This is a genomic window from Chryseobacterium cupriresistens, assembly GCF_046614675.1.
Taxonomy (GTDB): domain Bacteria; phylum Bacteroidota; class Bacteroidia; order Flavobacteriales; family Weeksellaceae; genus Chryseobacterium; species Chryseobacterium cupriresistens.
Window position 1 is genome coordinate 92859 of record NZ_JBKKJT010000012.1, and the last position, 19830, is coordinate 112688.

The window sequence follows — 19830 nt, forward strand, 5'->3', positions numbered from 1 at the left end:
ATTTTCAATTAGTTTCTTTGTACAAAACTATGAAAAGAAACGTTGAATTAGTTGTTATATCGGATGTTCATTTGGGAACTTATGGATGTAAGGCTAAAGAATTGCTAAGATATCTCAATTCAATCCAGCCTAAAACTTTAGTTTTAAACGGTGATATTATCGATATCTGGCAGTTTAAAAAGTCTTACTTCCCTAAACCTCATTTGAAGGTAATCAGAAAGATACTTTCACTGGCTACCAAAAACACAGATGTCTATTACATTACAGGCAATCATGATGAAATGTTCCGTAAGTTCACAGATTTTGAACTGGGAAAACTTAAAGTCTGTAACAAGATCTGTCTGAATATCGATCAGAAAAAAACCTGGATTTTTCACGGGGATGTTTTCGATGCATCCGTCCAGCATTCCAAATGGATCGCCAAACTTGGCGGAAAAGGTTATGATCTTCTTATTATCATCAATAATGTTGTAAATTGGTTCCTGGAAAAAATGGGTAAAGAGAAATACTCATTTTCCAAAAAGATCAAAAACAATGTGAAAAAAGCGGTAAAATATATCGGGGATTTTGAATTGACAGCTTCAGAGCTGGCCATTGATAACCAATATGATTATGTGGTATGCGGGCATATCCACCAGCCACAGATCCGCGAGGTTGTTAATAAAAAAGGATCCTGTACTTACCTGAATTCCGGTGACTGGATAGAAAATCTTTCTGCTTTGGAATATCATGATAAACAATGGAAGATTTTTTATTATGATGAACATAAACATTTACTGAAAGATGATGAAGCAGAAGAAATCCCGGAGATGGATAATTCTGATCTTTTAAAAATTGTAACTAATTTTTCTTAAATGAAGATTCTGTATGCATTCCAGGGTACCGGAAACGGGCATATTGCCAGGGCACAGGAAATTATTCCTCTTCTCAAAAAGCATGCGTCTGTAGACACCTTGATCAGTGGCCATCAATCGCAATTGAAGGCTGATTTTGACATTAACTTTCAATACAGAGGCATTTCCCTTCTTTATAATAAAACAGGAGGTCTATCTTACCGAAAAACATTTACCGAAAATAAATTCTTTGAAGCCGCTAAAACAATCAGAGAACTAGAGCTGTCACAGTATGATTTAATTATTAATGATTATGAACCTCTGACAGGCTGGGCTTCCAAATTGAAAAAGTTTCCGTTGATAGAACTCAGCCATCAGGCTTCTATGAGTTTTCCTGAAACACCCAAACCAAAGGAAAAAGATTTTCTGGGAGAAATGATCCTGAAATATTATGTTCCCAGCGAAAAAAAAATAGGATTTCATTTTGAAAATTACCATCCACAGATCAAAAAACCTGTCATCAGGAGAAAGATCAGAAACCTTAATCCTTACAAACAGGGATATTATCTTGTTTATCTTCCGAGTTTTGCGGATGAAAATATCATTAAGGTTTTAAGAAAAATCCCTGTGGAGTGGAAAGTTTTTTCAAAATACAGCAAAGTACAGGTGAAAATAAAAAATGTAGAAGTATTTCCCATTGATGAAAGCCAGTACCTGAAATATTTTGAAGGCTGTGACGGAATTTTATGCAATGCAGGTTTTGAAACCCCGGCAGAAGCACTATTTATGGATAAGAAACTATTTGTGATTCCTATCCACAATCAATATGAGCAGGAATGCAATGCATGTGCTCTGGATAAAATGGGAATTCCCAATTCCAAGGTGTTAAATCTTCAGGAAATAATGGAATGGGTAGCATCAGATCATCATCTCAAAGTAGATTATCCGGATGATATTGAAGATATCCTGGTAAACGAGGTTTTAATTCTTTAAAAAGATATCGGCCACATCACTCATTCTCATCATCACAGACCTTGCATACGAACAGTGCGGGTATACTTTCCAATTGTTTTCTCTGGCAAATTTAATGGCTTCTTCCACAAGGAATTTTCCCATTCCTCTTCCTTCAAATTCCGGGTGTACCAAAACAAAAGAGATAATCAGTTTATGATCTTCAGGGAAAATGGTATAGGTAAGCCTTCCGACTTCTTTTATTTCGTTATTTAAAGTGATAACTCCGCCGTTCCCGGATTTATTGTTTTCAAATTTCATGATTCTTGACTTTAGTTTAAAGATACAAAAATTGAACCGAGCTTTGCGTAAGCAATAAGCAATAAGCAATAAGTCTTGCTCAACATTTTTCAAGTTGACCATTCACTTGCGAAGAAAAATTAACCATTGCCTACCTAATTATCTTTCCCCGTATAATAATTATAATCTTTGATAATTACACCGATGAACTGTCTTTCCGTCATTTTAGTGGGATCTATTTCCAGTTTCAGAATGCTTTTGATTTTTTCGGATAGTTTATTGATGATCTGGCGATCATCTGCTTTCAATGCTTTGGTATAATTGTCTTTGATAATTCTCATATCATTATCACTCAAAGCAATCACCTGAGGGAAAGAGGGAATATAATTTTCATGGATATTCTCCAGGATTGTATGAGAAATATTAATGTTGTTTTTTAGAGAGATAACGGCCGTTCCGGAAGCAATGTCACCCAAACGCTGATTATTTTTAGAAACAATCATAGAAATAAGTCCTACTACTCCGGCAAATGAAACATCTACAATTCTGAAAACCCACCGGATCATATAATCTGCGAAACTAGCCTGGTAACCGTCAATTTTCACCACTTTTATTTTCATGAGTTTTTTACCGGGAGTCTGGCCTTCCATCAAACTTTCCAATACAAGAGGATAAATATAAACAGGAAAGGTAAGGACAAGATATACCGCACGTATCGACCAGCCATCAAGACCATTCAGAAGATATCCCAAATCAAGAATATTGAAGAACAGATACAGGATAGCAACTACATAAGCAATCCTGATCAGAAGATCAATAATGAAGGCAAGCATCCTTTCTCCTATACCTGCAATAGTAAAATTAATATTTACATTTTGTGAGGTATTTATCGCAATTTGAGACATATTTTTTATTATTTTAGCCTTAATAATTATGAGAGAAGTTTATTTCATTAAACAAAATAAAGAAAAATGGTTGGGAATCGAACAGGTTATTCAAGGGAAAATTAAAAAAAATCCTGATGACCTGTCTTCATTGTATATAAACCTGATCAATGATCTTTCTTTTGCCCAGACTTATTATCCCAAAAGCAATACTACCGTTTATCTGAACCATTTATCTGCCCAGATTTTTCAGAAGATTTATAAAACAAAAAGGGTAGAGGAGAACAGGATGGTTTATTTTTTCAAAACCGAAGTTCCGCTGCTGATGTATCAGTACCGGAGATATCTGATATATGCCTTCCTCTTTTTCATTTTATTTACATCAATAGGAGTGCTTTCCGCCATTTATGATAAGAACTTTGTGAATATTATACTGGGCGAAGAGTATGTGAATGAAACGATCGAAAATATTAAAAATAATAATGCGGTAGGCGTTTATCAGAGCGGAAGTACCTGGGGAAGTACAATCGGGATCATTTTTAATAATATTCAGGTTGGAGCAAAGTTGTATATTTACGGTATTGCCGGAGGAGTGGGAACATTGTTTGCACTGCTCTCCAACAGTGTGATGCTGGGTGCTTTTCAATATTTTTTCTATGATTACGGAGCATTGGAAGACAGTGCAAGAGGAATATGGCTTCACGGAGTCTTTGAAATTTTTGCCATGGTTGTGGAAGCAATGTGCGGATTGATTCTGGGAGCTTCTATCTTATTTCCGAGAACGTTTTCAAGATTTAATTCATTTAAAAAAGGATTTAAAGATTCATTTAAAATATTTTTGAGTACGGTTCCTTTCACTATTTGTGCAGGGATTATAGAAGGATATGTCACCAGACACGCATTGAAGATGCCTTTACTATTGAACCTTATCATCATTTTTGGCTCACTGGCAATTATTGGATACTACTATTTTGTATATCCGTCTGTTGTTTACAAAAAAACTAATAAACACATCAATGATACAATTTTATAAAAAAAGAGACTTCGGAACTTTTATCAGTGATAGTTTCAATTTTTTCAAATTATACGGGAAGAATTATTTTAAAAACTATATTCTGATCAACGGCTTGCTTTTGATCTTAATGGTTACAGTTGTTATTTTCGGCTATAAGGAACTGTTTTCACAGATATTCGGATCTAATCTTGGCGGTGAAACCTATTATTTTGAACAGTATTTTTCAGAAAATTCCGGAATGCTGATCACAGTAGGATTACTGACTTTCCTGCTTTTCATGATTCTGATGATTGTCAATTATCTGTATCCTGTTTTTTATTTAAAAAGAATTGCACAGGGAGCAGAAAAAATAAAGACTGATGAAATTCTCGGCGACTTTAAAAACAATGCCGGAAGAATTGGAAAACTATGTCTGGGAATGATCTTTATCGTTACTCCGGCAATCTTATTTGTAGTAGGTTTTTCTTATATCCTGATTTTTATTATTATCGGATTGTTTTTGATACTGCTTCTTTATCCAACGATATTTAATTTTACTACCTTTCTGATGTATGATTATTTTAATTCGGACAGAGGTTTCTGGGGAAGCTTGAGCTATGCTTTACGTTCTCAGTTTTCTTACCCGAATGGAAGTGAAAAATCACCATACTGGAAATATTGGGGATCTGCATTTGTGATGTTTATTATTATGTATATGATAACATCTATATTCACATTTATCCCTATGATGTTCTTTTACGGATCCCTGCTTACTTCTACACCGGACGGAAATTTTGAGCAGAATCCTTTTACCGGAGCTGCCGGAATTGTATTTTTTGTATTCTATGGATTTTCTATGTTATTTTCATTTTTTCTTTCCAACCTGATGTATGTGAATGCAGGACTGATGTATTATGACAGCAGAACAGATCTTCACCAGAAAGTAGAATTGGCAGAAATAGATACAATTGGAATCAATGAATAAAATTATTTTTTTCATACTGCTTTTTTTCTCACTTGGGCTGGTTCATGCTCAGGATGATAATTCCGATTCTGATGATCTGGTAGATTCACTATACACCACCGGACATTACAGAAATATGCTGCGTGCGGATTCTGTGCTGATGAAAAATCCGGTATCAGAGAATGAGGTGTATCCGAAAACATTCAAAGAAAATATTCCGTCAAGATATAAAGGAAATGAATTTGACTATTCCGTATCAAAACCGAGAGAATCTTTCTTTCAAAAGCTGATGCGAAAAATCAATCAGATTATACAGAGTATTTTTGGAGAAACAGCGTTCACTAAATCGGCAGAGCTGACCACGATCATTATTCGTCTGTTTGCAATTATTCTTGTAGGTTTTCTGTTGTATTTTATTATTAAATATATTATGGGAAAAGACGGGAATTTTATTTTTGGTAAAAAAAATAAAAAACTGGATCTCAATGTACAGGAACTTCATGAGAATATCCATGAAATCAATTTCCCTGAAAGTATCGCGAAATTTGAAAACGCAGGAGATTATCGTTCCGCAGTTCGGTATCAATTCCTGTTTGTTCTTAAAAAACTGAGTGATAAAAAACTGATCACCTGGAATCCGGAAAAAACTAATAAAGATTATACTGCAGAGTTAAAAGCTGCCCACCTGAAGAATGACTTTTCTGATCTGTCCTATATTTTTGATTATGTCTGGTATGGAGAATTCAGTATTGATGAAGAGAGCTACCGGAAATTTAAAAATCAATATCAGGCCTTTAAACCATAACAATAATAACCATGAATAAAACTTTCAAAACATATGCTGTAATTTTCGTCATTGTGATGATTGTTCTGGCATTGCTTGAAGTTAACAAAAAAGAAACAACAGACTGGCGGAAGAATTTTGATATCAACGAAAAATCTCCGTTCGGGTTGTTTGTTTTCAATAAAGAAGCCAACAATCTTTTTAAAAATAAGCTGAAGAAGATTGAGCAGGTTCCTTACGAATATTACAGCCAGCATAAAAAACAGGCTCACAATATTGTCATCATTGAAAATAATCTTGACAGAGAGTCCTGGCATAAAATTCTGACTCAGATATCTGAAGGCTCAGATGCATTTCTGATGGTAACCCGTATGCCTAAAGAAATTTCAGACAGTATCGGATACTATGATTCAGAGATCTCCTTTGAAGAAGAAAATGTTTTGAAGCTTACCGACAAAAAATTTCAGAATGATTTTATTAAGCTGGATAAATTTCCGTCGGGCAGAGGATTCTCATTCATAAAACCGGGAGTGGAAGTACTGGGGAAAACCGTTGAGAAGAAGAATACAGATCAGGCCAATTTTATTAAAGTAAAGTTTGGTAAAGGATATATCTATGCTCATACAGAACCTCTTTTCCTTACGAATTATTATCTTCTAAAACCCGGAAATGTAAAATATGCTCAGGACGTATTTTCATATCTTCAGGATAGGGAAACCCTTTGGTTTGTCTCAAACAAAAGCTATGAATCACGCTTTTTCATGAGATTTATATTGTCAAATCCGGCTTTAAAATATGCATGGTGGGTATTTTTAGGAGGGCTTATTCTTTTTATCTTCTTTAATGCAAAAAGGAAACAGAGGATAGTCCCAGTAACAGAACCATTGAGAAATACTTCCCTGGATTTTGTGAAAAGCATTGGAAATCTGTATCTTCAGGAAGGCGATTTCCATGATATGATGGCCAAGAAAGCTCAATATTTCCTGAACAAGGTAAGAATGGATCTGTTGATAGATACCCAGCATCTAGATGAAGAATTTGCAAAAAAATTACATCTGAAAACTGGTAAACCCGTAGAAATGATTGGCGAAGCAATAGCACTTATCAAAAAAGCTCAGGATCCTTACGCCAGTGTAATGAAGGAAGATCTTACAAGGATCAATAAGCTCCTTGATGAAATACTTAAATAATATAACAATAGAATAACCTAACCATATAACAGTTTTTCAATGCTAAAATGTCTGTTCGTTAGAATAAATGTAATTGTAGATAGTCATTGTTAAACTAGCAAATTAAAATTATTATGGAAAACTTTGATAACCCGAATATAGAAAACCAAAACGCTATCAATCTTAATAAACAGGAAGAGCAGTTTCAGTCGAGAATTGATATGATTGAACTTCGTGCGAGTTTAGAGAAAGTAAAATCTGAGATCGGAAAAGTAATTGTAGGGCAGGAAAAAATGATTGAACATCTTTTGGCTGCATTACTTTCAAACGGACACGTACTTATTGAAGGCGTTCCGGGAGTAGCGAAAACAATCACGGCAAAATTATTAGCCAAAACCATTGACGTAGGGTTTAGCAGAATTCAGTTTACTCCGGACCTGATGCCTTCCGATATTTTGGGGACTTCCGTATTTAATGTGAAAAATTCAGAATTTGAATTCAAAAAAGGACCTATCTTCTCCAACTTCATCCTGATTGATGAGATCAACAGATCGCCGGCAAAAACGCAGTCTGCATTATTTGAAGTTATGGAAGAAAGGCAGATCACGATGGACGGTACACGATATACCCTTGAGGAACCTTTCCTGGTGATCGCTACACAAAACCCTATTGAACATGAAGGAACGTACAGGCTTCCGGAAGCGCAGCTGGACCGTTTTTTATTCAAAATCAATGTAGGATACCCTGATCTTGAGCAGGAAATTGCGATCATTAAAAATCAGCACGAAAGCAAAAAAGAAGATAAAACAGAAGGAATCAACCGCGTGATCACAGCTGAACAATTGAAAAACTACCAGCATCTGGTAAAAGAAATTATTGTGGAAAGCCAGCTGATGGAATATATTGCTAAAATTATCATCAATACCAGAGAAAACCAATTCTTATATCTGGGAGCTTCACCACGAGCTTCATTAGCTCTTCTTACAGCATCAAAGTCATTTGCCGCTTTAAGAGGTAGAGACTTTGTGACTCCTGAAGATATTAAAGAAGCAAGCTACGCCGTATTAAGACACAGAGTCATCGTATCTCCGGAAAGAGAAATGGAAGGTCTTACCGCAGATGAAATTATCCGTCAGATTTTAGAAGGAATAGAAATACCGAGATAGAACAATAGGTAGTAGATGGTAGGTAGCCGGTAGCAGTTGATTGTGAGTGAATGTTTAAATATTTACAAAATTATTATGTATGGCAAATTTTAAAGAACTTTTAGTCTGGCAGAGATCTATTGATTTTGTTACTGAAATCTACAGAACTACAGAAGCTTTTCCTAAGGATGAGATTTATGGCTTGCCATCACAAATCAGAAGGGCTGCTGTTTCTATACCCTCCAATATTGCAGAGGGAAACTCCAGGAGAAGCAAACCTGATTACTCGCAATTTTTAAAAATATCAAGAGGCAGTTGTGCGGAAGTAGAAACACAATTAATTATTTCAAAAAATCTCAAATTTTTAAATGAAAATGAGCATTTAAAATTAAATGAAAAGATTATAGAAATATCCAAAATGTTGAACGGACTCATTAACTCATTACAATAATACAACTGTAAGACCTATGGTGCGTTCACATAATCCTCAAAACCTGTAACCTGCAACCTATAATCTGCAACCTGCCACCTAACCAATGAAAAACTTATACATCAATACACGTTTCTTTTTTACACTCATCGGAGTGGGGATTCTGTATGTCCTTGCATTTTTCTTTCCGGTGCTGATGTGGGTAGCCCATATCGCACTCCTGATTTGTTTTTTGGCAGCAATGGTAGATTTTCTGTTGCTTTTCAACCAAAAGAATGCATTGCAGGTTCAAAGAATTCTGCCGGAAAAACTGTCTAACGGAGATGAGAATTTTGTAAAAATTGACATCAAGAATAATTACAACTTTACCATAGCCACTAAAATTATTGATGAAATCCCGTTTCAGTTTCAGAAAAGAGATTTTCTGATCAAAAAACAGATCACTTCCGGAGCAAATACATTTTTTCAATACACATTAGAGCCTAAAGAAAGGGGAGAATATCATTTCGGAGGATTGAATGTGTACGCATCATCACCAATAGGACTGATTTCAAAAAGATTTATTTTCCAGAAAGATGCTATGCTTCCTGCCTATCCCTCTTTTATTCATCTCAGAAAATATGAACTGATGGCTATTCAGAGTGAATTTTTATTAGGCGGAATCAAGAAAGTCAGAAAGCTGGGACATACCATGGAATTTGAGCAGATCAAAGAATATGTACCCGGAGATGATATCAGAACGATCAACTGGAAAGCAACTTCCAAGACCAACAGACTCATGGTAAACCAGTTTCAGGATGAAAAATCACAGCGTATTTTTATGTTGATCGATAAAGGAAGAACCATGAAAATGCCGTTCAATGGATTAAGTTTACTGGATTATTCCATCAATGCAACCATGGCACTTTCTCATATTATTTTAAGAAAAGGAGACAGAGCGGGAATGATGACTTTTTCCAAGAAAGCTGAAAATAAAATTGCTGCCGATAATAAATCCGGACAGCTGAAAAAAATCTCTGAAGCCCTTTATAATATCAAAACAGATTTCTTCGAAAGTGATTTCAACAGATTGTATCAGGATGTAAAATATTCCATCAACCAAAGAAGTTTAATTCTGCTTTTTACCAATTTTGAAACGTTAGACGGACTAAACCGGCAGCTGAAATATCTTAGGGGAATTGCCAAAAATCACTTGCTGGTAGTGGTATTCTTCAAAAATTCAGAACTGCAGACGTTGATCAACAAAAATCCTGAAAATATGCAGGAAATTTATGATGAAATTATTGCTGAAAAATTTGAATTTGAAAAGAAACTGATCATCCAGGAACTTCGTAAATACGGAATTTATACCGTATATACCCTTCCGGAAAATTTGAATATCGATGTTATCAATAAATATCTGGAGATAAAAGCGAGAGGAATTTTATAATACATTTTTTTGTGATTTATTTTTGTTATTTTAAATATTATTTTTATTATTGTAGTGTTAATGCTTTGTAAATTAACATAATAAAATAATTTATTAACAAACAAATCTAAAACCATGAAAAAAATTGTCTATGGGATAGCTATGTCAATTAGCTTTACCGCTTTCGCTTTTGCTTCTAGCCCAGTAAGCACCACAACTTCAAATTTTGATGAGAATGTCTTCGAGGAGGCTACAACACTTGAACTTTGCTGTCATACGGCAGATGTTTACGTAGGAAATACTAATTATGGATCTGTAACATCTTGTGCAGGAACCTGCCAGGCAGCTCAAGATAACTGGAATTCCATTCGCCAACAGGTTATTAAGGCTGTTGAAAAAAGCGAGTCATTAGATTAATCAAAAATTTTCTTGGGGGCTAAAACCCCCATTTTTATTTATTTTAATTTTCCCCCATTACCATGAAATTACTATATATTATTTTTCTCATTACAATCAATATTTCAGCACAGACATTTGAAATAGATTATAAATATCATGAGCTGCTACAACCTAAAAACCTTCCACGTGATGAGGTTCATAAACTTATTAACATAGATAATGACATATCTTATTATGTAGTAGATAAAGAACAAAATCATAGTAATGTACCTGGGTATACTGCACCTACTGAATCGGAGGCGTTAAGAACATTTAAAAAATTTAATCAGGACTCTGTTTATACAGTATATCCTGTTGGACTTAAATACGCTTATGTAAAAGAAAAAATCCCGGTAATTAATTGGAAAATAGAAAAGGAAACTAAAAAGATATTAGACTATGACTGTAGAAAAGCGACTGCGGAATATAGAGGAAGAAAATTTGAAGCTTATTTCACTGAGAAAATACCTACTACTGATGGTCCCTGGAAATTCTCTGGTCTTCCGGGTACTATACTGGAAGTTTATGATACTGAAAAAAAACTTACGATTGAAGCTATTGCGGTAAAAATATCAAGGGAGACGAAGAATTATGATCAGTACTTGTCCCGTTTGAATGTAAAAAGGAAATATACATATGAGGAATTTGCAAAATTAAGTGTTAAAAGACATTTAAAGATATTAGCGGCAATTAATTCAAGCTTACCTAATAATTCAGATGTTAGTTCAACTTCTAATTTAATAAAAAATTACCCGCAGGAGATAGAGATTATAGATGTTGAAAAGTATAAATAGATATTTTTTTTTATTGATTTTATTTTTTAGTTCCTTTCTTTTTTCACAGGGAATTCATATGACCATTAAAGATGAGAATGGAGACCTTATAAAAAATGGGAAAGCTTTTTTTTATGAAGAAAAAAATGAAAATTATACTGAATTCTCTTTAATTAGAAATGGCTCTGCATTATTTATTCCTACAATTGAATATCAAAATCTGAGGATTAAAATAGTTTCAGAAAGCTTTCTTCCTGAAGAGAAAATAATTCATGATTTTAAAGCTTCAAAGTCATATGAACTGGGCTTCCAGCTCAAAAAAGATAAAGAATATGCTATTGAAGAAGTTGTCATAAGTAAAAGAAAACCCATCACGGTAAAAAAAGATACCGTTACTTATAATGTGGAAAGATTTGCGGATGGCACAGAAGTAAAACTTGAAGATATTCTTAAAAAACTACCGGGCATTGAGGTTGATGATAGTAATGGAAGTATTAAATACAAAGGCAAAAGCATAGAAACCATCACCTTAGATGGGGATAATCTTTTTGATAGCAATTATACGATTGGGAGTAAAAATATCAACTTTGATATGATTGATAAAGTAGAGGCTATAGACAATTATCAATCAAATCCTTTATTAATTAAGGCTGACAGAGGGGACAAGGTTTCTCTTAATGTAAAGCTCAAAAAAAGTATATTGAATATTTCCGGATCAGCAAGCTATGCAAGTGGCTATTTTGGAAACAGAAAACAGGCTTATGATTTTGGAGGAAACTTAATAACTCTATATAATAATCTAAAATCTTTTTCTACTGTACAATATAATAATCTGGGATTATCCGGAAATAATGATTTTACGGCAAAAGATTCCGATTTAAAATATGGTAAAACAATTGATGATATTCATACTACGGCATCACTGCCAGCTTCCAGATGGAACTTCAACAATAATTTTATAGTAAGTTTAAACCTGATTTACAAATACAATAAGAATACAAGTTTCAAATTTAATTATAATATTAATGATGATAAGGTTTTAATAAATGAACAGACTAGAAATTCTTATCAGACAGATCAGGTTAATTTTGAAAATAATTCTTCCACAACTATTACAAAGTCCATATTAAAAAATTTTTTTAGCGGAGAGTTTAATTATTTACCTTCAAAAAAGATCAGGGTAAACTCTGTTTTCTCTTTAGATAATACCCATGATTTCCGGGATGGTTTTTATACCTTTAATGATAATGAAAATTCACGGGATTTGCTTTTTAGGCAGACTTATTTTAAGAATGTAACTAATATTACAAAAGTTTTTAAAAATGAAGATGTTTTAGATTTCTTTTTTAAATTGAGCTCTTTCCGGGGAAATGATAATCAGGAATTTTCACCGAACCTGCAAGTAGAAGATTTGTATAGCCTGCAGAATGTAGAAGCTCAGAAAAATGTTTTGAGTAGCTATATAAACTATCATAAAAAAATAAAGAAAATTAATCTGACACAATCTTTAGGTTTCAAAAGTTATGATGTAAATTTAGAATCTGTTCTTAATGAGAATACAGGATTTAATAATGAGAGAAACAATGTATTATACAAGGATATCAGTTTTTTTGTAAACAGTAATCTGAAGTATAATTATCAAAAGTGGATTTTTGAATCCAGATTAAACTTTGAACAAAAAAAAATCAGGTATAATAATATATCAGAAGATTGGACTGCCAATAATTTTTTATTTGGAAACGAATCTAATATTTCTTATGTATTTGGTGGTATTGATGTACTTTCTGCAAATTTTGAATATAAAAGAAAGCCCATACTGGAAAACTATCTCTATGATAATTATATTCGAACTTCATACAACTCAGTACAAAGAAATTTAATTAGCAGAGATCTTCAGAATGCAACATCCGTTGGACTTAAATTCTGGCACAACGATTTTGAAAATCAGTTTTTGATTAATACTTTCTTGAATTATAGCAACGAAAGAGGGCAGTATTTTTCAAACCTAAATATGGAAAGTGATCTTATTTCCGCAGTTTATTTTTTTAGTCCAAGACAAAATAATCAATTCACACATTTATTTAACTTAACTAAATTAATTTACCCGATCAAAACAAAAGTAAAAATTAAAACATTTTACACAAGATCAAATTATTTTAACATAATTAATTCTGACGAAAGAAAAGTACAGGTTCAGAATTTTAATATTACCTTAGGCTTTAACTCAGCATTCAGCTCAAAAATAAGATTTGAAAATGAAACCACATTCGGTTTTCTGGATTATAAATCGGATGTTGAAACCGAAAACAAATCCATTCAAAATAAGTTTACATTTGTTTTGGTACCTATTAATAGTTTTTCATTTATCAGCGAATTTTATACCTATGTACCCAATAGAAAAGAAAAGGCAACCTTTAATTTCTTAGATGTTACGATAAAGTTTCTTCCTGTTAAAACAAAATACAGTTTCTCATTTTCTTTAAGGAATTTGTTAAATGAAAAATCATTTGTAAATACTTTTACTACAGATTATTCGCAGGTAATTCAGGCAATTCCATTATTGCCATTTCATTTTTCCTTTGGTGGAAGTTATCGTTTTTAAAGGTTCAATGTCTCCAGAAACTAGTTCTGCAAAAATAAACGGAATTTTATAACTTTGTAGAAGCAATAAGCAATAAGCAATGAAAATTACACTCAACAGAATAAACGACGATTTTTTATTTGAATGTACCAATGCTCAGGGAAATTCTATTCTTTTGGATAATACTTCCCAGCCGGGAGCTAAAGGAGTTTCTCCAATGGAAAGTGTACTGATGGCTGTGGCAGGCTGCAGCGGAATTGATGTAGTTTCTATTTTAAAGAAGCAGCGTCAGGAGATCAGAAGCTTTCAGGCAGAGGTAGAAGGAGAAAGAGTACAGGTAGAAGATGCGAAACCTTTTAAATCAATTAAAGTTAAATTCCTTCTGGAAGGAGAAATTGATCCTAAAAAAGCATTAAAAGCCGCAGAGCTTTCTTTTGAGAAATACTGTTCCGTATCAAAAACATTAGAACCGAATGTAGAAATCGGATACGAAGTCTATGTGAACGGAGAAAAAATTTAATCTCTTATATAAAATAACAAAAGCCGGATGTTTCATCCGGCTTTTATTATTACTCATTACCAATTACTCATTGCTTATTAAAAGGTGAGTCTTGGCTTTATCAGTTTCGCTACAGTAGCAGTCCATCCTGTTTGATGGGAAGCACCCACACCACGGCCGTTATCACCATGGAAATATTCAAAGAACGTAATATAATCTCTGAAGTGTTCATCATAATTGAACTTGGGATTGCCTCCGTTGAACGCCCTTTGGCCATGTTCATCCTTTAAAAATATTGAGCAGAGTCTTTTGCTGATATTCTGGGCTACTTCATCCAGGTTTCTTTTATCACCGCTTCCCGTTGGGAATTCTACTTTCAGACTGTTTCCATAATAATAATGGAAGCGCTGCAGGCTTTCAACAATCAGGAAATTGATAGGAAACCAGATGGGGCCGCGCCAGTTGCTATTTCCGCCAAACATTCTGCTGTCACTTTCTGCAGGCGTATAGTATACCATATTTTCAGACCCATGTACAGAGAATACAAACGGATTTTCTTCGTATACCTTAGACATAGCACGTATTCCGTAAGAACTCAGGAACTCATTTTCATCAAGCATTCTGGTCAGAACTTTTGTCAGTCTGTTTTTACGAAGTATGCTCATAAGGTGTTTTCGTCCGTGTCCTTCCTCGTCCCAATGGGAAACGAGTTTGGTAAGCTCCGGTTTATTTTTTAAGATCCACTCCATTCGGGTCCTGAAATTCGGCATCTTTTCCAGTAAGCGATGGTCTACAATTTCAACAGCAAACATAGGAATCAAACCAACAATACTTCTTAACCTCAAAGAAACACTGTCTCCGTTTCCAAGCTGCAATACATCATAGAAAAATCCGTCTTCTTCATTCCAGAGACCTTTTGTGCCTTCGCCCAGATTTTCCATAGCCTCAGCGATATAAAGATAATGTTCAAAAAACTTGATGGCCATATCTTCATACACCTGATAATATTGGGCAAGTTCCATCGCAATACGCATCATATTCAATGCATACATGGCCATCCAGCTGGTTCCGTCTGCCTGTTCGAGGTGCTGGCCATCCTTTAAAACCATATTCCGGTCAAAAGCTCCGATATTATCGAGACCCAGGAAACCTCCACCGAAAATATTTTTTCCGTTTTTATCCTTTCGGTTCACCCACCACGTGAAATTAAGCAGGAGTTTCTGGAATACTTTTTCTAAGAATAATAAATCCGGCTTTCCGTTATTTTTTTCATCAATTTTAAAAACACGGAAACAAGACCATGCGTGCACCGGCGGATTCACATCACTCATATTCCACTCATAGGCAGGAAGCTGTCCGTTAGGGTGCATATACCATTCTTTCGTAAGCAGTAACAGCTGTCCCTTGGCAAACTCTGCATCGATGATGGAAAAAGGAACACAGTGAAACGCCAGGTCCCACGTTGCATACCATGGATATTCCCATTTATCAGGCATGGAAATAATATCCTTGTTATGCAGATGATTCCACTCTGTATTTCTTACATATTCATTGAAATTTCTTGGCGCTTCAAAATTAGGATCACCTTTCAGCCATTTTCCGATATTATAATGATAAAACTGTTTGTTCCAGAGAAGCCCGGCAAAAGCCTGTCTCTGTACATTTCTCTCATCTTCGTTAACGGTATCACTCTGAATTTCCTGATAAAACTCTTCAGCTTCAGTCTGCCGGGTATTGAAAATTTCATCAAAGTTTTCAAAAGGCTCATCGGCTTCATCCGGGCACAATCTGAATTCAAAAACCTTTGATTCTCCGGCTCCGATAAGCTCATCGATCAGGAAAGAAGCTTTTGTCCCTTTCTTTGCGGGATTAATCGTATTTGCCTGGTGGGTAATAAAATGATTGATGCCATCTTTGAAATATGTATTTTCACCTGCAGGAGCTCCGTAAAGCTTAGAAGTATTGGTTTCATTATCACAAAATACGCTTTGTGCATTGGTATTTCGGGAATAAAGTTTTTTAATGGAGATACTGTCGTGTCCAATATTGATACTTCCGTCATGAGAAGCATTAAGCTCTGCCTTATAGGTGTTGTATCCCCATTTCCAGTTGTTTCTGAACCATACAGTAGGCGCTACCAGAATAGGTGCTTCATGCTGACTTCGGTTACAGACCGTTACTCTGGCAAGAATATCATTGTGATCGGCCTTGCAATATTCAATGAAAATATCAAAATATTCATCATTATCGAAAATTCCGGTATCGAAAATTTCATATTCCGGTTCCTTTTTACTGCGTCTTCCGTTTTCTGCAACAAGTTCATCGTAAGGAAATTCATTGATGGGATATTTATAAACCATTTTCATATAACTATGAGTAGGTGTATTATCCAGATAATAAAAGATTTCTTTGATGTCTTCCCCATGATTACCCTGAGGATTGCTCAAACCAAAGAATCGTTCCTTTACCATTTTGTCTTTCTTGTTCCAGAACGAAAAAGCAAAACATAAAAGCTGCTTTACATCAGAAATTCCGGCAATACCTTCTTCACCCCAACGGTAGGCATAGCTTTCTGCATTATTATGGTTGGTGAAATTCCAGGCATTCCCGTTCGGGCTATAATCTTCGCGTACATTTCCCCACTGCCGGTTGCTTACATAAGGTCCCCAGTTTTTCCATTTGGTATCTTGTAATCTATCTTTTTCGGCGGTCATATCTCATCACTTTTCCATACGAAGTTAGTTTTTTTGAGAAGTAATTCCAATTTTTTTCATCTGAATAATTATTAATATACTCTTGGAATACTTGTATTTAAGGGCTTTTTTAAATATTAAAATAATTTTTTTTTGAAATTAAAAGAAAAGAACTACCTTTGCACCATTCGTTCATTCAAATATTGAAAATGTTATCAAGAAAGGTTGAGGGATTAGACCCTATGAAACCTTAGCAACCCTTTGCGCAAGTAAAGAAGGTGCTACGTTCTACCAAAATAATTTTGGACAGATAACTTACTGAAGTTCTTTTCAGCCATTTCCTGTGGCATTTTCAATTGTATTAAAATTTAATAGAATTGAAAACAGAACTAAACTATATTAATCTTACGTATCAAACTCATTCCCAAAAGGAATACCATATCTCATTAAGCTATCAGCTTTTTGGGAAAGATCTGTTTACAGCCCCTGTTGTCTTAATCAATCATGCTCTTACCGGAAATTCAAACGTATCCGGAGAAAAAGGCTGGTGGAAACAGCTGGTGGGAAAAAATCAGATTGTTGATACCGATCAATATACCGTTCTGTGCTTCAATATACCAGGAAACGGATACGACGATTTTTTAATTGAAGATTATGAAGACTTTACTCCTTCAGATATCGCTGCGATATTTCTGAAAGGACTTGAAGTTTTACAGATCAAAAATTTATATGCCATTATAGGAGGCTCTCTGGGAGGAGGTATTGCCTGGGAAATGCTTGCCCAGCAGCCGGATCTTGCTGAGATTTTTATTCCTATTGCCTGCGATTACAGAACACACGACTGGCTTCATGCACAGTGTCTGGTTCAGAAATTTTTATTAAATGATAAGGAAGAACCATTACAGAAAGCAAGAATTCATGCCATGTTGTGCTACAGAACACCGCAGTCGCTCAATGACAGATTTCAAAACCAATATAATCAGGACAAACAACGCCTGGAATCAGAAGACTGGCTGGTTTATCATGGTAATGCACTAAACGAAAGATTTAGTTTAAAAGCTTACAAATTGATGAATCATCTCTTGATGAATATAAATGCTGCTGATACAGCACTGGAGAACATACAGGCACGAATGCACATGATCTCCGTAGATACAGATTTATTTTTCCCGGCTTCTGAAATCCGAATGTGTTTTGAAAACTTAAAAGAGAAAAATAAAGATGTTTCTTATCACGAGATCCAATCTATACACGGGCATGATGCCTTCCTAATGGAATATCAACAATTAAATAATATCATTAAAAACATTTTATAGAAGTAATGAAAAATGCTAACGAAATAAAATTTTTGAAGAACAGATCAATCGTTAAATTTGAAGGAGAAGATTTCCTGGGAGAAATCGGGATTGACGGACGAATTTTTAAAGCGCTTACTTTGGCGCGTATCAGTGTAGGAGTAATCTCTCAGCAGGCCGTAGAAAACGGAATTTCTATCCTGGTTCATGAAAATGATGCAGAGAAGGCAGTGGCTTGTCTTATCGATGAATTTGAAGCAGAAAGAAAGTCAGGAAAAGTTTCCCAGATCTATAGTATCAATAATGTTTCTGTCATTGGTTTTGTAGCAGAAGATTTTAATAAAGTCTTTGCTGAGCTGGCAAGAAATAATGTTTTTCCATTGCTTTTGAACCAGGTAGCAGGAGAAAACAGAGTCAATATCGTAGTGACGTCTTCACAGGATGAAAAAACAAGAAACATCATAGAATCTGAAATTTTCAAAAAACCGAAAACCGTTCATCTGGCCATTATTGGCCATGGAAATGTAGGAAAAACCTTGATAGAACAGGTACTTGAATCTGCAGAAGAAATTAAAAAACGTAAAAAAATAGACCTTAAAGTAGTTGCAGTAGCCAACTCAAAGAAAATTGCCTTCAACAAAAAAGGATTTGATGCCAATTGGGGGGATGAGGTTTTAACAGCAGAAAGACCGTCAAACGTGGAAGAACTGATTAATTTCTCTAACGAAAATCAACTGGAGAATCTGATTGTTGTGGATAACACCGCAAGCAAAGATTTTGTAAAAAACTATCACGCCCTGGCAGAAAACGGGTTTGATCTGGTGTCTTCCAACAAGATCTTCAATACCCTTCCAATTGAAGAATACAGAAAACTAAGATATACGTTGAGTAAAAACAACAGACGTTATCTGTATGAAACCAATGTGGGAGCAGGATTACCGTTAATTGATACCATCAAGTTATTACACCTTTCAGGAGAAAATATCACAAGAATTAAAGGCGTATTCTCAGGAACATTGAGTTATGTGTTCAATAATTTTTCTTTGAGGGACGATAAATTCTCAACCATTATCAACGAAGCTTTGGAGAAAGGATATACAGAACCGGATCCGAGAGAAGACTTATCAGGAAACGATGTAGCAAGAAAATTATTGATCCTTGCAAGAGAATTAGACTTAATCAACGAGTTCGGAGATATCAATATTCAAAACCTGGTTCCGGAAAGCTTACTGGAGGTTTCAAAATCAGAATTCCTTTCAAGACTGGAAGAACTGGACGAAGAATATCAGAAAATAAAAGAAAACCAGGAGCCCGGACATGTATTGAGATATGTGGGAGATCTACACGGAGATTTACAGAAAGATAAAGGTGAACTGGATGTAAAACTGGTTTCTGTTCCTGCAACTTCAGCATTGGGACAACTGAAAGGTTCAGACTCCATCTTTGAAATCTACACAGAAAGCTATGGAGAAAATCCAATCGTGATTATGGGAGCCGGAGCTGGTGCAAAGGTAACCGCAAGAGGAGTATTCGGAGATATTTTAAGAGTAAGTGAAACAAAATAATATTTAATATAACAATCTAATAATGTATCAGTTTACCAATAATTTGTGTCGTTATTCTGAGCAAAGCGAAGATTTTAATTGGTACATTGTTAGACTGCTATATTGGTAAATTAATTAAAACTAT

The 19830-nt window shown here is 34.7% G+C and carries 18 protein-coding genes and 1 riboswitch; of the genes, 15 read left to right on the forward strand and 3 right to left on the reverse strand.

Annotated elements, in window-relative coordinates:
• Positions 1 to 29 precede the first annotated feature (29 nt).
• Together ACLI50_RS21540 and ACLI50_RS21545 are read left to right on the forward strand one after the other, a co-directional pair.
• The gene (locus ACLI50_RS21540; protein ID WP_110008582.1) at positions 30 to 854 is read left to right on the forward strand and encodes a UDP-2,3-diacylglucosamine diphosphatase; all 825 of its coding nucleotides are present in this window, start codon (positions 30 to 32) and stop codon (positions 852 to 854) included.
• Complete coding sequence (locus ACLI50_RS21545; protein ID WP_202840806.1) at positions 855 to 1826, forward strand: glycosyltransferase family protein; 972 nt, start codon at positions 855 to 857, stop codon at positions 1824 to 1826. It begins immediately after the preceding gene.
• Here the strand turns inward: ACLI50_RS21545 and ACLI50_RS21550 are convergent.
• Together ACLI50_RS21550 and ACLI50_RS21555 are read right to left on the reverse strand one after the other, a co-directional pair.
• Positions 1815 to 2105: a GNAT family N-acetyltransferase gene (locus tag ACLI50_RS21550; RefSeq protein WP_202840804.1), complete on the reverse strand. Its 291-nt coding sequence runs from the start codon at positions 2103 to 2105 to the stop codon at positions 1815 to 1817. The genes ACLI50_RS21545 and ACLI50_RS21550 overlap by 12 nt on opposite strands.
• Positions 2106 to 2239: 134 nt before the next feature.
• Positions 2240 to 2989 (reverse strand): RDD family protein, encoded by a 750-nt coding sequence (locus tag ACLI50_RS21555; protein ID WP_411414614.1) that lies wholly within the window; start codon positions 2987 to 2989, stop codon positions 2240 to 2242.
• Between the two features lie 28 nt (positions 2990 to 3017).
• On the opposite strand from ACLI50_RS21555, the gene ACLI50_RS21560 reads away from it, so the two are divergent.
• The 11 genes from ACLI50_RS21560 to ACLI50_RS21610 all read left to right on the forward strand — a co-directional run bounded on the left by ACLI50_RS21560 (position 3018) and on the right by ACLI50_RS21610 (position 14174).
• Positions 3018 to 4001: a stage II sporulation protein M gene (locus ACLI50_RS21560; protein WP_343643367.1), complete on the forward strand. Its 984-nt coding sequence runs from the start codon at positions 3018 to 3020 to the stop codon at positions 3999 to 4001.
• Positions 3985 to 4947 carry a DUF4013 domain-containing protein gene (locus ACLI50_RS21565; RefSeq protein ID WP_216443370.1) on the forward strand — a complete coding sequence of 321 codons (963 nt, stop codon included), beginning with the start codon at positions 3985 to 3987 and terminating at the stop codon, positions 4945 to 4947. Before ACLI50_RS21560 ends, ACLI50_RS21565 begins: the two co-directional genes overlap by 17 nt.
• Positions 4940 to 5731, forward strand: coding sequence for a DUF4129 domain-containing protein (locus ACLI50_RS21570; RefSeq protein ID WP_411414615.1), 792 nt, complete (start codon positions 4940 to 4942; stop codon positions 5729 to 5731). Before ACLI50_RS21565 ends, ACLI50_RS21570 begins: the two co-directional genes overlap by 8 nt.
• 11 nt (positions 5732 to 5742) lie before the next feature.
• Positions 5743 to 6900: a DUF4350 family protein gene (locus tag ACLI50_RS21575; RefSeq protein WP_411414616.1), complete on the forward strand. Its 1158-nt coding sequence runs from the start codon at positions 5743 to 5745 to the stop codon at positions 6898 to 6900.
• A gap of 113 nt (positions 6901 to 7013) precedes the next feature.
• Complete coding sequence (locus ACLI50_RS21580; RefSeq protein WP_202840794.1) at positions 7014 to 8045, forward strand: AAA family ATPase; 1032 nt, start codon at positions 7014 to 7016, stop codon at positions 8043 to 8045.
• 79 nt (positions 8046 to 8124) lie between these two features.
• Entirely contained in the window at positions 8125 to 8475 is a 351-nt protein-coding gene (locus ACLI50_RS21585) for a four helix bundle protein (RefSeq protein ID WP_343643365.1), read from the forward strand.
• Positions 8476 to 8560: 85 nt separating this feature from the next.
• Positions 8561 to 9883, forward strand: coding sequence for a DUF58 domain-containing protein (locus ACLI50_RS21590; protein WP_343643364.1), 1323 nt, complete (start codon positions 8561 to 8563; stop codon positions 9881 to 9883).
• 114 nt (positions 9884 to 9997) lie between these two features.
• Positions 9998 to 10279: a hypothetical protein gene (locus ACLI50_RS21595; protein WP_343643363.1), complete on the forward strand. Its 282-nt coding sequence runs from the start codon at positions 9998 to 10000 to the stop codon at positions 10277 to 10279.
• Positions 10280 to 10341: 62 nt separating this feature from the next.
• Positions 10342 to 11094 (forward strand): GLPGLI family protein, encoded by a 753-nt coding sequence (locus ACLI50_RS21600; RefSeq protein WP_343643362.1) that lies wholly within the window; start codon positions 10342 to 10344, stop codon positions 11092 to 11094.
• A gap of 58 nt (positions 11095 to 11152) precedes the next feature.
• Positions 11153 to 13675 (forward strand): hypothetical protein, encoded by a 2523-nt coding sequence (locus ACLI50_RS21605; RefSeq protein WP_343643361.1) that lies wholly within the window; start codon positions 11153 to 11155, stop codon positions 13673 to 13675.
• 79 nt (positions 13676 to 13754) lie between these two features.
• Complete coding sequence (locus ACLI50_RS21610) at positions 13755 to 14174, forward strand: OsmC family protein (RefSeq protein WP_411414617.1); 420 nt, start codon at positions 13755 to 13757, stop codon at positions 14172 to 14174.
• Between the two features lie 77 nt (positions 14175 to 14251).
• On the opposite strand, the gene ACLI50_RS21615 is transcribed toward ACLI50_RS21610, so the two are convergent.
• On the reverse strand, positions 14252 to 16867 hold the full coding sequence (locus ACLI50_RS21615; protein WP_411414618.1) for an MGH1-like glycoside hydrolase domain-containing protein: 2616 nt from the start codon (positions 16865 to 16867) through the stop codon (positions 14252 to 14254).
• 188 nt (positions 16868 to 17055) lie between these two features.
• Positions 17056 to 17163: riboswitch (SAM riboswitch) on the forward strand.
• A 60-nt stretch (positions 17164 to 17223) separates the two neighbouring features.
• Between ACLI50_RS21615 and ACLI50_RS21620 the strand changes: the two genes are divergently transcribed.
• Both ACLI50_RS21620 and ACLI50_RS21625 read left to right on the forward strand, forming a co-directional pair.
• A complete protein-coding gene (locus tag ACLI50_RS21620; RefSeq protein ID WP_202840786.1) occupies positions 17224 to 18162 on the forward strand; it encodes an alpha/beta fold hydrolase in 939 nt (312 codons plus the stop codon).
• A gap of 5 nt (positions 18163 to 18167) precedes the next feature.
• Entirely contained in the window at positions 18168 to 19706 is a 1539-nt protein-coding gene (locus tag ACLI50_RS21625; RefSeq protein WP_411414619.1) for an ACT domain-containing protein, read from the forward strand.
• Positions 19707 to 19830 lie beyond the last annotated feature (124 nt).